Raw genomic sequence first — 15858 nt, forward strand, 5'->3', positions numbered from 1 at the left:
AATTTTTAAATTTTGCAAAATTTAATATTTTTAAGTCGAACTAAGCGTGCCATAAATAGTGTAACTAAAGTATAAGGGCGACTGCACAAGAACATACAGTTCATGTGCAATCACCCTTAGGGAATAGATCTACCCTCTAAAGTAATTTACGCCGCCCTCAAAAAGAGGTTGGTATTTGTTGCCCCGAATATTGATGGCTACTCCCTTTCCTGTTCTTTCAGAATGTCCCATCTTTCCAAGGACTCGTCCATCGGGACTAGTAATACCTTCAATTGCTTCATAGGAGCCATTAGGTGTATAAAGAACATCATTACTTGGGTTACCCTCGAGATCCACATATTGAGTTGCAACTTGTCCATTAGCAATCAGCTTTTGAATCACTTCTGGCTTAGCAACAAATCGACCCTCTCCATGTGAAACAGCAATAGAGTGAATATCGCCGAGATCTACGCCGCTATACCATGGAGATAAAGTAGAAACAATTTTGGTCTGAACCATACTGGAAACGTGTCGACCAATTTTGTTATACGTCAGGGTTGGAGAATCCTCAGTTAAATCGACAATTTCTCCGTAAGGAACGAGGCCGAGTTTAATCAAGGCTTGGAAACCATTGCAAATGCCTAGCATCAATCCATCTCTTTGCTTCAAGAGTTTCATGACCGCTTCTTTAATCTGAGGGTTTCTAAACATTGTCGCAATAAATTTCCCTGAACCATCGGGTTCATCCCCCGCGCTAAATCCACCTGGGAGCATAACGATTTGTGCTTGCTCAATCTTCTGAACCATTGCTTGAATCGATTGCTCCACATCTGACGCTGTGAGGTTACGTATCACAAGGGTATCGACCACTCCACCGGCTTTTTCAAAGGCCTTAGCTGAATCATATTCACAGTTTGTCCCCGGGAAAACAGGGATAAGAATTCTCGGCTTAGCAATTTTTGTGGACGGTTTTTGCGTGTTTCGGCGATCATAACGAATCGTTTGAGGTACAGATCCTTTTTCCGTTTTCGTGGGGAAGATTTTTTCAAGGGGTTTCTCCCAGGTTTCGAAAACTGTATCAACTGGAAGATCAACACCGTTTAGCGTAATGACCGAATTTTCCTGAGTCGTGCCGAGTAATTGATAACGAACATCGCCAAAAACACTTTCAAGGTTAACTTCTTCTCCAATTTCCAGAACGATCGAACCATAGTTTGTACGGAACAGATTCTCAATCTCAACTGAATCATTAAAAACCATACCCATTCGATTTCCAAAAGACATTTTGCTCACTGCTGCGGCTAGTCCGCCCATCCGCACAGTATACGTTGCAAGAACCTTTCCTTCATGGATCAGTTCATGAATTTTAGTATAGTTTTGACTTAAGTTTTGAAAATCAGGAAGCTCGTTCTCATCCCGAATGGCTGGTACAAGGACTACTTGACTGCCCGCCTTTTTAAATTCTTGAGAAACAACATCCTCAATCTTCATAACATCAACAGCAAAGGCAACAAGAGTAGGAGGAACATGACGATCCATGAAGGTCCCAGACATGCTATCCTTTCCGCCGATTGCTGGAATTCCTAGTTTCTTCTGTGCGTAATAGGCACCGAGTAAAGCGCTGAAGGGGTTCCCCCATTTTTCCGGGTCTTGACCCAGCTTTTCGAAATATTCCTGAAGAGTTAGGCGAATCTTTTGATAATCTCCGCCTAGTGCGACAACCTTCGTCACAGCATCTACTACTGCATAGATTGCCCCGTGGAAAGGACTCCACTTCGCTAATTGCGGATTATATCCATAAGCCATTACAGTCGCGGTATGGGTTTCACCTGATTGAACAGGAAGCTTAGCAACCATACCTTCAGCCGGTGTTGTTTTATATTTACCGCCAAAGGGCATCAGCACCGTATTCGACCCAATCGTCGAATCAAAGCGCTCAACCAAACCTTTTTGACTGCAGACGTTCAAATCTTGTAAATTGGCAAGCCATGCCTCTTTTAATGCAGTGGCCTTATTTTCAAGCGCTAGTTTTTCCTCGATCTGTGCAGGCAGACTTTTAAAGTAGTTCTGGCTGGCATCGGGGAGATTGACTTTAACGTGGGTATGTTGCTTAACGCCATTCGTATTTAAAAACTCCCGGCTCACATCGACAATCGGTTCCTCACGCCAGAACATTTTTAAGCGAGGGTTAGCTGTGACATTGGCAACGAGTGAAGCTTCTAAGTTTTCTTCTTGCGCATATTTGATGAAGGACTCCAAATCTTCAGCTGAAATAACGACTGCCATTCGCTCTTGGGATTCGGAAATCGCAAGTTCCGTACCATCAAGCCCATCATACTTTTTCGGAACAGCGTCGAGGTTGATTTCTAAGCCATCGGTTAATTCCCCAATCGCTACAGAGACACCCCCTGCCCCAAAATCATTACAGCGCTTAATCATCGTACTAACTTTTTCATTGCGGAATAAGCGTTGAATTTTTCGTTCAGTTGGAGCATTTCCTTTTTGAACTTCAGCCCCACATGACATGAGGGATTCTTCGGTGTGTTCTTTTGAAGAACCTGTTGCACCACCACATCCATCCCGGCCTGTTTTTCCGCCGACAAGCACGATGACATCCCCTGGTTCTGGGGTTTTACGAACTACGTTAGTTCGTGGTGCTGCAGCTATCACTGCTCCGATCTCCATTCGCTTCGCGACAAAATCTTCATCATACACTTCTGCAACTTGTCCAGTTGCCAGTCCGATTTGGTTTCCATAGGAGCTGTAACCTGAGGCTGCGCCTGTGGTTATTTTTCGTTGTGGTAATTTGCCTGGGAGAGTGTCTTCCATTTTGGCTCTCGGGTCTGCACTACCCGTCACGCGCATCGCCTGATAAACATAAGTTCGACCAGACAGGGGGTCACGAATCGCTCCGCCTAAACAGGTTGCAGCACCGCCAAAAGGTTCAATTTCTGTGGGGTGATTATGGGTTTCATTTTTAAACATGACCAGCCACTCTTCATCTTGGCCGTCAATGTCAACATTGACAACGATACTGCAGGCATTGATTTCATCAGATTCATCAAGGTCTTGTAAAAGACCCTTCTTCTTCAATTCTTTGGCTCCTAGAACTGCTAAATCCATCAGACAAACATCTTTGTTCGGAAGCTTTTCGCCGTAGACTTCTTCACGAGTTGTTAGATATTCTTCATAAGCGGTGTTTAGTGGATTAGAAAACTCGCCTTCATCAAACTTAATATCTTCAAGTTTTGTGAAAAACGTAGTATGGCGGCAGTGATCCGACCAGTACGTATCAATCACACGGATCTCTGTAATCGTCGGGTTTCTCTTTTCCGTATCTCTAAAATAGCGCTGACAAAACGCTAAATCCTCTAGGCTCATCGCTAAACCAGCGCCCTTAAAAAATGCTTCCAGTTCAGCCTGGGTTTTATTGATAAAGCCATCTAACGTTTCTACATTAGGCGGGATATCGGCTTCAAACTCAAGACTCTCCGGTTTTTCTAAAGATGCTTCTCGTGATTCAACAGGATTGATACAGTAATTCTTAATGCTCGTAAATTCATCTTCTGTAATTTGCCCTGTAAGCACAATCACTTTTGCTGAAGCAATATTAGGTCGCTCATGCTGGGTCAAAATTTGGACGCATTGAGCAGCCGAATCTGCACGCTGGTCGTACTGTCCAGGGAGGTATTCCATGGCAAATACTCGATCGCTAGAAGGGAGTTTTAATTGGTCATCATATACCCAGTCGAGTGGGGGTTCAGCGAAGATGATATTTCGAGATGCTCTATATTCCTCATCATTTAGGCCTGAAATATCATAACGGTTAATGATTCTTAAATGGGTTAACCCATTAACCCCCAGATTTTCCCTTAAATCGTTAACGAGCCCTTGTGCTTCAATATCAAAGCCCGACTTTTTTTCAACAAAAATTCGTTTGACTGCTTGTGATACCATATTCTCCTCCACTTCCTATCGTTATTTCCGAACTTTCGAACGTATTTTTTAATTATTGTTCTATTTTTATCATAATACCACGATATTTCCTCTTAGACTACCCTATAAATGCATGTTTTAAGCGCAAAATTAGAACTTACTTCACGAATATAAAGAGGGCTGATGCACAGTGACTAAGAGTCATGTGTATCAGCCCCCGTTTACACACTAGCTATTTTCAACTTACAAACGACGCTCAGTTCTATCTGTCAGACTCTGAAGATACTCTCTCACTTCGTCTGTCAACTGCTCCTGGGATACTTGCCAATGCCAATTGTTCCCGACGGTTCCCGGAACATTCATTCGAGCTTCAGAGCCGAGTCCGAGAATATCTTGTAGAGGTAAAATCACCCAAGCGGCCTGACTCATGTATAAATCCGCAATCATTTTACGACAAGGCATCCTACATTCTGCTTCGTTCTTTGAATCAATCGCAAAGATTGATTTGTACCACCCCAGCAAAGTGTCGTTATCATGTGTACCCGAATAATAGATAAATTGGGAATCGACCCTATCTCTGACTTCAGCTAGCGGAGTGAATTGTAAAACTTTCATCCCTGGAAACCCAAAAATCAGTCGAAGCGTCTCGACCTCAGGAGTAATTACTCCTAAGTCCTCAGCAAGGAATGGCAACTCTCCGAATTCTGCGACTAAGCTTTCAAAAAAGCGTTTTCCTGGCCCTTTTAGCCAATGCCCATTGATCGCGGTCTTTTCCCTAGCATCAATCTCCCAGAAGGCTTCAACCCCCCGAAAATGATCGATTCTCATAAAGTCAAATAGCCTTAAGGCCTGTCTGATTCTCTTCTTCCACCAGCGAAATTGTTTTGCTGCTTGTGCTTCCCAGTCGTAGATCGGATTATCCCAGCGCTGTCCCGTCTTACTAAAATAATCGGGCGGGACACCTGCAACCCAACTCGGTTTGCCCTGCTCATCAAGCTTAAATAATTCGCGGTTGGCCCAAACCTCACAACTGTCTGCTGCAACATAAAAGGGCATATCACCAATTATTTTTATCTTCTTATCCGTTGCATAATCTTTTAATTCGTGCCACTGAGTATAAAACGTATATTGTACGAAACGCGTATATTCAATTTCTTCGGCCAGCCTCTTTCTGTATTCGTCTAGTTTCTCTGGATTCCGCATGGCAATCTCAATTTTCCAATCAAACCAGGGCGCCCCCTTAAAATGATTTTTAAGCGCACGGAAAAGCCCATAATCCTCTAGCCAGTCAAAATTCTTCTTAATGAAAGTTTTGTAATTTTCTAAAGTCAAATAAGGGGAGCGTTTTGAAGAAAAAGAAAGGGATTTTTGTTCCTCAAGTAGCATGCTGAATTTTCCAAATGCATCACGTAGCAATTTATCCTTGTATACATCGTGTACATCTAAATCCTGTTTTTTATCCCAAGCCAAATCCCGTGAGATGACCTTCTGGACCGCTTCCACTTGTAAGAGGCCTTCTCTAATCAAGGTATCAAGACTGATAAGCAATGGATTCCCTGCAAAGACAGAATCGCTTTGATAGGGTGAATTACCTGGTCCTATCGGATTAAGTGGCAAAATTTGCCATATAGATTGGTGAGCAGATGATAAAAAGTCAATAAAACGGAAGGCTGAATCACCTAAATCCCCCTGTCCCCAAGCTGAAGGTAGGGAACTGATATGAAGGAGCACACCACAGGCTCGAGAAAGGTGAGGAGTAATCTGAGTCTGAGGACTCTTCTTTGCAAAGATAACCCTTGCTGATAAAGGATTTATTTGTACCATGAGTTTTTTGTCAGCTCCAGGACTAAGAACTTCACTACTTATCAGATCAATCATGAAGGTAACGCATTGGGGATCAAGGTCTAATTTCAAATCCAATTCAACATTCTGCATCATGGCCGGATTGCGGTTGACTAGAACCCAAATTGATTCGTTTTTATTTGTTCGCTGAAAGCCATAGACATCCTCTTCATAATAAAGTGATCGAAAATCTCCAGTTTGCAGCACTTCATATTCCCTACGCCATCCGATCGTCCGCTTGAACCAGTTCCCTAGTTCTTGATCTTCTTTTCCCCAGGGAAAAGTCCCTCTATTATAAGGATCTTCAAAACCTTCCATGCCTGCTTCATCGCCGTAGTAAACACTGGGAACCCCCGGAAACGTCATTTGGAGCAGGCTGAAAAGTTTGAGTCTCTGAACAGCCAGTTGCCGCGCCTCGACTGAAAGTCGGAAGGTTCGCCGTTCTGAATCGGTTAAATCAGCTTCCAATGGGGCATCCCCCAAAAGTGTCAAGACGCGTGCTCTGTCATGGCTTCCCAGCAAGTTCATCAGCGCGTAAAAATTCTTACGGGGATAGGTCTCATACAAACTCATGATATGGCGATGGACTTTAGAGGAATTCCATTCCCCCCTCAAAAAATGAAGAAGGCATTCTCGAATAGGATAATTCATGGTTCCATCGAGTTCTTGCCCCCAAAAATATTGACGCAACTCACCATAACTTATCTTGTTAGAGGCATTCTCCCAGACTTCACCAATCAATACTGCTTCAGGATTCACGGCCTTTACCGCTTGCCTTAATTCCTGGATAAAGGCATCAGGCAACTCATCCGCAACATCGAGACGCCAACCGGCAACCCCTTTTTTCATCCATTTTTGAATCACACTCTCTCCGGAGCCAAAGATGAATTGCCGATACGAAAAATTCATTTCATCCACTTCCGGAAGATCTTCTGTATTCCACCAGCATTTATATTCTGGTTCTCCAGGCTGAAATTGGTACCAATCGTAATAGGGTGAATCAGGTGATTGATATGCTCCTACACCTGGATAATGCCCATTTTTGTTGAAATAGATGCTGTCACTACCCGTATGACTAAAGACACCATCCAATAGAATGGAAATTCCATACTGCTTCGCCGATTTCACGAGACGATCAAAGGTCTCATCATCACCATACATGGGGTCAATCTTGAGGTAATTCCCCGTATCGTATTTATGATTGCTCACAGCCTCAAAAATGGGATTCAGATAAAGAATGCTAATTCCTAGTTCTTGTAGATAGGGCAATTTCTCGATAATTCCGTCGAGATTTCCACCAAAAAAATCCCAATGCGTGACTTTACCCTGCTCATCTTTAATATAAAAGGGCGTATCTTCCCACTCTAGATGAACGAGCGCCTTTTTCTTAAAATACGTTTCAGGATAGGCTGTTTTCCCTTTCGCGAAGCGATCGACGAAAATTTGATAGATGATCCCGCGTTGATACCATTCTGGAATCTTCATCGGGTTACAAACTGTAATTTGCCAGGAGGGAGGTTGTTCTTCCGACAGTTGACCTAATCCACCCAACCGTTCTTCATTGTTTCCATAATAGAACTCCTGTTCTCCAAACTTAAAAACAAAAAAATACCAAACAAGCCCTGGCGAAGTCGGTGCCTTAAATTTTACTTCAAACCAGAAGCTAGTTTGATTTTTATTCTCTATAACAAGATCTGTTTTGGCTGGATCAACTTCATACTCTTCAGCAACTTCTTCAAAGTTATCGTTTTCAAGTAAACGCATTAGAAAAAGTTTTTCTTGTTTTAAGCCTGTATCCCATAAGCGGAGATAACACATGTCTACGTTCATTACTTCAGAAATTTGTAGTCGGATTAGTACATCTTGTCCGCATTCAACCGCTCCAAACGGTTCCCGAAAAACTCGTTCTTGAGAATGATGTCGTATCTTAACTTCCATATCCACTCTCCATATCAACTTTTTGAAGCGGGTAAATTTCAGATCAAATCTTCATAAAGTTTCAGATAAGCCTGAGCAGAACGATCCCAACTGAAATCGGTATGCAAGGCATTTTCTTTAAGAATAGACCAGGCTTGCTGATCTTCATGGAACAGCTTCACAGCATGCTGAATCACATACAAAAAATCATGAGCATTATAGTTTTCAAAATGGAAGCCATTCCCTCGCTCTGGATCATCGTCAAAGGATAAGACTGTATCAGTTAAACCTCCCGTATTGCGCACGATGGGGATTGTTCCATAGCGCATGGCCATCATTTGTGACATACCACAGGGTTCAAAGCGCGAAGGCATAAGCAGGATATCTGCACCACCATAGATTTGGTGCGCTAATTCATTATCAAAGGAAAGTTTCGCAGCGACATTCTGTGGATATTTTTGAGCGAAATAACGTAGCATGTCCTCATACTGCGACTCTCCGGTACCAAGTACCACGAATTGTACATCGAGTGCGAGGATTTCTTCGAATACACGTGCTAAAAGATCTAAACCCTTTTGATCGGCTAAACGCGTCACCATGGCGAGCAAGGGGGCCTTATCATTAACCGGTAATTTCAACAGACTTTGCAAATGCTTTTTATTTTTTTGTTTAGCCTGCGATGAGGAAGAGAAGGGGTATTTTATAAAAGGATCTTTATTCGGATTGAAGACATCATAATCCAGTCCATTAACAATGCCGATCAAATGATCCGACCGTTTTTTAAATACGCCTTCTAAGTGTTCTCCAAAGTAGGGTGTTTGAATCTCCCGAGCATAAGTTGGACTAACGGTGGTCACCCTATCCGCATATAGAAGACCTGCTTTCATAAAATTGACCGCTTGATTAAATTCAAGAGTATCTGGAGTAAAATATTCTTCGCCAAGCCCAATGATATCTTCCAAAACTTCCTTACCAAAAATCCCCTGGTACTTAAGATTATGAATTGTAAATACGGTCTTAATCTGGTAATGGCACGGATTATGCTGATAAAATTCTTCCAGCATCAAAGGGATCAGTGCCGTATGCCAGTCATGACAGTGCAAAATAGTGGTGTGACATTCGGGGAGATGTTCAAGGCTTTCCAGGACAGCTCTAGAAAAAAATGTGAATTGTTCAGCTTTGTCAAACTCATCATAGATGCTATTGCGTTTGAAATAATATTCATTATCTATGAAATAGAAAGGAATGCCTTGATAAACCATTTCTTCTAAACCACAGTATTGATTCCGCCAAGCGACTTGAACCTGGAAATGAGTAATCTGTTTAAACTCTTGGCGAAAGTTTTCTTGGATTAAGCTATATTTGGGCATAATCACACGAACATCAGCACCTTGTCTATGTAAAGCAGCAGGTAAGGAACCTGCCACATCGCCCAAGCCACCGGTTTTAATAAAAGGGGCAGCCTCCGCAACTGCAAATACAATCGTCATGGTTATTCTTCCCTCCTTAGAGCAACAGTTTTTTAGGCATCATCAGGGGATGATTTTGTCGTCCATTTAATATATTCCCAGCCTCCACTTCTAAGGACTTATCAAGAATCACATAATCTAATTTTGCTTCAGCCCGAATTACACACTTTTGTAAAATAATACTGTTCTTAATATGGGCACCCTTTTCTACAATCACCCCCCGTGAAAGGACAGAATTTTCCACTTCTCCGTTGATGACACACCCGCTCGAAATGAGACTGTTTCTGACCCGTGCGTGAGATTCAAAGGAAGTTGGAGGGTTATCAATAATCTTCGTGTGAATTCGATTCGGCCCCAATAATAAGTTCTTACGCGTTTCCAGATCTAAAAAATCCATGTTTCCTTTAAAATAGTCTTGAATCGAGCTAATGCGCTTCATATAACCTGTATAAGAATATTGATAAACCTTAAGCAAACTTATATTTTCAGCAATAACATTTAATAGTTCCGCATTTTCTAATGTATAATAGCCGCTAATCATTTCCATCAGAAGTTGACGTCGAATGATCAGAATATCTACATCCTTCGGCAGATCTAAAAGTTGCTCGGGTTTCCTTTCCTCTCCTACCAGAATAAGAGTCACATCAGCATTCATCTGCTCATGAAATTCTAAAACCTCCCCGTAATGAAGGTTGAAGACCTGATTGCATCCACTGATAATGACATTTTCAGCGAAATCTTTATACAGAAATTCAAAGTTTAGCTTCAGATCTTTAATATTAAATTTCTGATTATTACTTCGCAGCCCATGGATTGCTCCTGGTAAAATAAACAGTCCACCCGCCTTTCGGTCAAGAAACCAGGACTTTCCCGCTCCTAAGTGATCCAACAAAGGTCGGTAGAGAAAAGGCGTAATCAATCCTATCGTCCTTAAACCTGAATTCACCATACTGGATAAGGCAAAATCGAGTAAACGATAACGTCCTCCATAGGGAACTGCAGCAACCGGTCTATATTCTGCTAAGCCCTGCAACGTGTCATTCTCACTATTGGCATATAATATTCCAATCGCCTCATGCATCACGATTCCCCCTACTTCATCCGATAAATATTACTACCTGCGATGAACTCAGTTTCTGCATCAATGACTTGATTTCCCTCAATCACCGTGATTCCTTCTTGCTTTGGAGAAAGGGGTGACATTACTCCGATTTTGCAACCGGGCATGAGAACAGCATCCTCGCCGATAATAGCTTTCCGAATTTCCGAGCCCTTGTGGATCTTGGCATTGGGTAAAACAATTGAGTCTTGAATAATTGCATCCGCTCCAACAAACGCACCCGGTGCTAATATTGAATGATTCACCTTGCCAAGGACGGTACACCCATTTCCGATGAAGCTATCCGTGACCATGGCCTCAGGTCCGATATACTGAGCGGGTAAAATATCTTCATTCGAGAAGATCTTGAATTTTGGATCAAAAAGATCAACCGAGTCTTCTCTTTCTAAACATTCCATATTCGCATGATAATAGCTTTCTATGGTTCCGACATCGCGCCAATATCCCTGAAACGGATAAGCATAAATTCGGGTTCCTTCCCCTAAGGCCTTTGGAATAATGTTTTTCCCAAAATCATTTTCAGATTGGGGATCCTCAACGTCTTTTAATAGGGATTGTTTGAGCACCGACCAGTTAAAAACATAGACTCCCATTGAAGCAAGATTGCTTTCCGAATGTGTAGGTTTTTCTTCAAACTGCGTCACTCTACTCTCTTCATCCGTTGTTAAAATTCCAAAACGTGAGACTTCCTCTGAAGGAACCGTAATCGTCGCAATGGTAATTTCCGAACCTGTATTTTTATGAAACCGAATCATCTGAGTATAATCCATTTTATAGATGTGATCGCCAGAAAGGATAAGGACGTATTCCGGGTTATATAAATCAATAAAGGTCATGTTATGATATACCGCATTGGCAGTACCCTTATACCAGCCTCCTTCACCGCCTTGATAAGGCTGGAGAATATGAACTCCTCCTCGTGGATCATCTAAATCCCAGGCTGAACCAGAGCCAATATAAGAATTGAGGAGAAATGGGATGTATTGAGTAAGAACCCCGATCGTCGTAATCCGGGATTTTGCACAATTACTCAAACAAAAGTCGATAATTCGATACTTGCCACAGAAGGAAACGGCTGGCTTCGCAATATTTCGGGTTAACGGTCCCAAGCGGCTTCCTTGTCCACCCGCCAACAACATCACAATATATTCCTGCTTAGCCATATTCAAACACTCCTTTCTCCGAGTACCCATTTCCTGCTTTCTATACCTTCCAGATTGCCTCACCATATTCTCGAATAGCCCGGTCGCTCGAAAATTTCCCAGAATTGGCGATATTGATCAGGGACATCTGATTCCATTTTTCTTGATGCATATGGGCTTCCCGGAGTTTCTTAAACGCATCAATATATGCTGCAAAATCGTGAAGAACAAAAAACTCATCATTGTAAAGTAAGAGTGAATCATAAATCATCCGGAATTCTTCACTTTGTTCCTCATTGAAAAATCCATTGATCAGTTGATCCACAACGCGGTGTACCTCAGGATTTGCCTGATAAATATCCCAGGATCGATAATTTTGTCGTTCATAATACCTGAGAACCTCTTGAGCATTAAGTCCGAAGACAAACATGTTTTCCTGTCCTACCGAATCCAGAATTTCAACATTAGCTCCATCTAACGTGCCGAGTGTGACGGCGCCATTCATCATAAACTTCATGTTACCTGTCCCTGATGCTTCTTTACTCGCTGTGGAAATCTGCTCACTCACATCAGCAGCAGGGTATACAATCTCACCGACCGACACATTAAAATTTTCCAAAAATACAACCGTTAAATACTGCTCTGCAAGAGGATCCTGTCTTAATTTTCGAGCCAAGGCGTGGATAAGTTTAATCACGGTTTTTGCGTAATAATATCCCGGAGCTGCTTTCCCACCCAAAATAAATGTATAAGATTGGTTAAGCGAACTCGGATTATCTTGAAGTAGATTATAAAGATGCATGATTTTTAATACATTCAGTAATTGGCGTTTATAAGCATGAATGCGCTTGACCTGAACATCAAAGAGTGAGAAAGGATCAAGGATGATGTCCTGTTTTTCCTTAATCAGATGAATCAATTGAAGCTTATTCCGGTGTTTCACGGCTGATAATTGCTTAAGAAAACTTCTATCCTGTTGAAAGGCTTGCAGGTTCTTTAATTGACTCCAATCTTCAATCCAGCTCGGGCCAATACTTTCGGTAATTAAACGGGATAAACTAGGATTTGCTGCGAGCAAGAACCGCCGGTGATTTACTCCGTTAGTTTTATTATTAAATTTATAGCCAAAGATTCGATGAAATTCTTTAAACGTTTGTTGGACCAATATATTCGTATGAAGAGCGGCAACTCCATTGATCGATGAACATCCAATCACGGCTAGGTTAGCCATATTAACCTGTCCGTCACAAAAAATCCGTGTCTTCAGAATCAACTTTTCTTCCCCCGGAAAGCGCTGATGTAGAGTTTCCAGGAAACGGCGTTCAATCTCCTCCACAATCATGAAGATCCGGGGCAGGAAATTTCGAAACATCGCTATGGGCCAACTCTCCAATGCCTCGGGCAGGATCGTATGATTGGTAAAGGAAATCGTGTTGACCGTAATTTTCCAGGCCTCTTCCCAAGCAAGTCCTTCCTCATCGATAAAAATTCGCATGAGTTCGGGGATGCATAAGGTTGGATGAGTGTCATTAATATGTATAGCTACCCAGCGTGTAAAATCACTCCAGGGAACCTTTTTTTCCTTAAACGTTCGCACGATCGATCCCAATCCTGCAGCCACAAAGAAGTATTCTTGTTTTAAGCGCAATTCCTTCCCAGTCTGACTACTGTCATCGGGATAAAGAACATACGAAATTGACTCGACGGTTGATCTTGATACCGACTGGAATTCCCCACGATTAAAAGATTCTAGATCTAATTCGAGAGGAACGGGTTCAGCACTCCAAAGACGCAGGGTATTGATTGTTGCCGTATTCTGATAACTCATGATGGGCACATCGTAAGGCATTGCTATAACCGGTTCATAATTTTCATGCTTGAACTGGAGTTTTCCCTCTAGTACCTCCACTTGAACATTACCCTTAAACTTCACAACGACAGCTTGATCCGGTTTCCGCGTTTCCCACGGGAATCCCTTGCTCAACCAATCATCTGCTACTTCATGTTGATACCCATTAATAATGCGTTGATCAAACATTCCATACTTATACCGAATACCATTTCCATGACCGTTAATCCCCAAAAAGGCCATGGAATCCATAAAACAGGCAGCCAAACGGCCTAAGCCCCCATTTCCTAAGCCCGGATCCTTCTCTTGCTCTAATAAATCATAAAGATCTATTCCAAGATCGTTTAGCCCTACTCGAACAAGGTCCTCGATCCCCAGATTGATCAAATAATATTTGAGAAGTCTCCCCATTAAGAATTCCATCGAAAAATAGTAGACTTGTTTTGCCGCCACCTCGTGTTTCTTCGCTATGGCCTGATACGAAATCACTGTTTCACGTAGGAGTCCAACTAAGGCTACATATTTATTCCACTGTGTAGCTTCTTCGAGCAGGACGCCTTCCGATTTGATCAATTTATCGACGTACTCGTGTTTGAAACTTTCCCTATCCTTAAACATTGTCATCTCCTACACTTTCTTCGACTACACTCATTGGCTTTAAGATAATACAAGAAAGGGCTGGCAACGTAATATTTAAGGAAAACTGCTGACCGTGCCAAGTCTCCGCTTCAGCCTGCCGCTCCTCATGAAGCTTCAAGGTATTGCCTCCGTATACCCGTAGATCGGAATTGATTACTTCCTGATATAGACCGTCCATGGGAACTCCAATCCGAAACTCAGAATAAGCTTGAGGCTGAAAATTAAGAACTACGACTAAGAAATCCTGCGGGTCCTTCGCTCTCCTACAAAAAACGAGGATGCTTTGTCTATTATTATTAACGTCAATCCAGTCAAAACCTTCCCAATTAGAGTCGATTTCCCACAAGGCTTTTTCTTTTAGATAAAACTGATTTAGACTTCGGACATATTCCCGTAGCTTACGGTGAGCTTCATAATCAAGAAGAAACCAGTCAAGTTCTCCTGCATCACGCCACTCAATAAATTGAGCGAATTCCCCTCCCATAAAAAGGAGTTTTTTCCCAGGATGACAGAAAAAATAACCATACAAGGTTCTTAAACCCGCAAATTTTTGAGCATAATCTCCCGGCATTTTGGACAACAAAGACTGCTTTCCATGAACAACCTCGTCATGGGAAAGCGGCAGAACATAATTTTCAGCAAAAGCATAGGTTAAGGAGAAAGTCAACAACTGATGCTGATATTGGCGTTGCGAAAAATCAAGCTTCATGTAGCGTAACGTATCGTTCATCCATCCCATGTTCCATTTGTAATTGTAGCCTAGCCCCTGAACTTCGATAGGATAGGTCACAAGGGGCCAATCCGTAGCTTCTTCCGCAATCATCAAGACGCCTGGAACTTCTTGGAAGACAACTTGATTCAATTTCTGCATAAAGACAATCGCCTCAAGATTTTCCCGTCCGCCCTTGATATTAGGCGTCCAAGACCCAGCTTTTTTAGCATAATCTAAATATAGCATACTGCTAACCCCATCCACTCGGAGGCCATCAACATGATAGACAGTTATCCAAAACAAAGCATTGGATATTAAAAAGCTCAATATTTCTGTTTTTCCAAAATTAAAATTATAGGTTCCCCATTCCAAATGCTCATCTTTTTCATAGACACCTTCCCCATTAAAACGTCCTAGACCATGAGCATCTTTACAAAAATGTCCAGGAACCCAATCCATTAGAACTCCAATTCCTGCTTGATGACATTGATCCACAAAATACATAAAATCCTGCGGATTACCATAGCGACTAGTGCATGCATAATAACCAGTCGCCTGGTATCCCCAGGAACCATCAAACGGGTGCTCCATTATAGGTAAGAGTTCTAAATGAGTATAGCCTAACTCTTTAACATAAGGAATGAGCTCCGCAGCAAACTCTCTCCAGGAATAAAATTCACCTGAAGCATGTTGACGCCAGGAGCTTAGGTGCACTTCGTAAATCGCCAAAGGACGATCAATCGGAGAGCTTTTAGAACGCTGTTTAATCCAAGCTTCATCTTGCCAATTATACGTATCCAGTGAATAAACAATCGAGGCTGTGTGGGGTCGCCGTTCCGCATAGAAAGCGTAGGGATCGGCTTTATGAAGCACTACACCGTTATTTGTTCGAATCTCATATTTATATCGCTGACCCACTAGGTTTTCGGGCACAAAGAGTGTCCACACTCCCGTAGTCCCTACTTCCTGCATGTGAATTGGGTCTGCACCCCAATTGTTGAAATCGCCAATCAGATTGACTTGAAGAACAGCTGGAACCCATACTGCAAAATGGGTTCCCACAATTCCCTTGTCTTCATAGAGGTGAGCCCCAAGTTTTAAGTAACTATGATATAACTCGCCTGAATTGAATAGATAGATTTCATTCTGGGTTAAAAAATCCATATCATTCATTATTGACGATTTCCTCTCATTTAACCGTTATAAATTTAAAATTCTTCAAAAACAAGGTTTCTCCTGCCCCATCATCAGGA

Annotated in this window: 7 protein-coding genes; all 7 read right to left on the minus strand. The window is 42.2% G+C overall.

Going from position 1 to position 15858, the window contains the following annotated elements; all coding sequences use genetic code 11:
* Positions 1–129 precede the first annotated feature (129 nt).
* Positions 130–3936: a phosphoribosylformylglycinamidine synthase gene (locus DESME_RS07835; protein ID WP_006717122.1), complete on the minus strand. Its 3807-nt coding sequence runs from the start codon at positions 3934–3936 to the stop codon at positions 130–132.
* Positions 3937–4158: 222 nt separating this feature from the next.
* The gene (locus tag DESME_RS07840; RefSeq protein WP_006717124.1) at positions 4159–7695 is read right to left on the minus strand and encodes a bifunctional glycogen debranching protein GlgX/4-alpha-glucanotransferase; all 3537 of its coding nucleotides are present in this window, start codon (positions 7693–7695) and stop codon (positions 4159–4161) included.
* Between the two features lie 38 nt (positions 7696–7733).
* Positions 7734–9164 carry a glycogen synthase GlgA gene (gene glgA, locus DESME_RS07845; RefSeq protein ID WP_006717126.1) on the minus strand — a complete coding sequence of 477 codons (1431 nt, stop codon included), beginning with the start codon at positions 9162–9164 and terminating at the stop codon, positions 7734–7736.
* 16 nt (positions 9165–9180) lie between these two features.
* Positions 9181–10224 carry a glucose-1-phosphate adenylyltransferase family protein gene (locus tag DESME_RS07850; protein WP_006717130.1) on the minus strand — a complete coding sequence of 348 codons (1044 nt, stop codon included), beginning with the start codon at positions 10222–10224 and terminating at the stop codon, positions 9181–9183.
* An 11-nt stretch (positions 10225–10235) separates the two neighbouring features.
* Positions 10236–11426 (minus strand): glucose-1-phosphate adenylyltransferase, encoded by a 1191-nt coding sequence (locus DESME_RS07855; protein WP_006717131.1) that lies wholly within the window; start codon positions 11424–11426, stop codon positions 10236–10238.
* Positions 11427–11466: 40 nt separating this feature from the next.
* Positions 11467–13872, minus strand: a complete 2406-nt coding sequence (locus DESME_RS07860) for a glycogen/starch/alpha-glucan phosphorylase (protein WP_006717133.1) — start codon at positions 13870–13872, stop codon at positions 11467–11469.
* The gene (glgB, locus tag DESME_RS07865) at positions 13865–15778 is read right to left on the minus strand and encodes a 1,4-alpha-glucan branching protein GlgB (RefSeq protein WP_006717135.1); all 1914 of its coding nucleotides are present in this window, start codon (positions 15776–15778) and stop codon (positions 13865–13867) included. Before glgB ends, DESME_RS07860 begins: the two co-directional genes overlap by 8 nt.
* Between the last annotated feature and the right edge of the window lie 80 nt (positions 15779–15858).

The organism is Desulfitobacterium metallireducens DSM 15288 (genome assembly GCF_000231405.2).
Classification (GTDB): Bacteria; Bacillota; Desulfitobacteriia; order Desulfitobacteriales; family Desulfitobacteriaceae; genus Desulfitobacterium_A; species Desulfitobacterium_A metallireducens.

What these genes read in the sequence shown, in the direction of transcription:
- DESME_RS07835 (WP_006717122.1), bottom strand. Translation starts at nt 3,936, where the DNA reads ATGGTATCACAAGCAGTCAAACGAATTTTTGTTGAAAAAAAGTCGGGC.
- DESME_RS07840 (WP_006717124.1), bottom strand. Translation starts at nt 7,695, where the DNA reads ATGGAAGTTAAGATACGACATCATTCTCAAGAACGAGTTTTTCGGGAA.
- DESME_RS07860 (WP_006717133.1), bottom strand. Translation starts at nt 13,872, where the DNA reads ATGTTTAAGGATAGGGAAAGTTTCAAACACGAGTACGTCGATAAATTG.
- glgA (WP_006717126.1), bottom strand. Translation starts at nt 9,164, where the DNA reads ATGACGATTGTATTTGCAGTTGCGGAGGCTGCCCCTTTTATTAAAACC.
- DESME_RS07850 (WP_006717130.1), bottom strand. Translation starts at nt 10,224, where the DNA reads ATGCATGAGGCGATTGGAATATTATATGCCAATAGTGAGAATGACACG.
- glgB (WP_006717135.1), bottom strand. Translation starts at nt 15,778, where the DNA reads ATGAATGATATGGATTTTTTAACCCAGAATGAAATCTATCTATTCAAT.
- DESME_RS07855 (WP_006717131.1), bottom strand. Translation starts at nt 11,426, where the DNA reads ATGGCTAAGCAGGAATATATTGTGATGTTGTTGGCGGGTGGACAAGGA.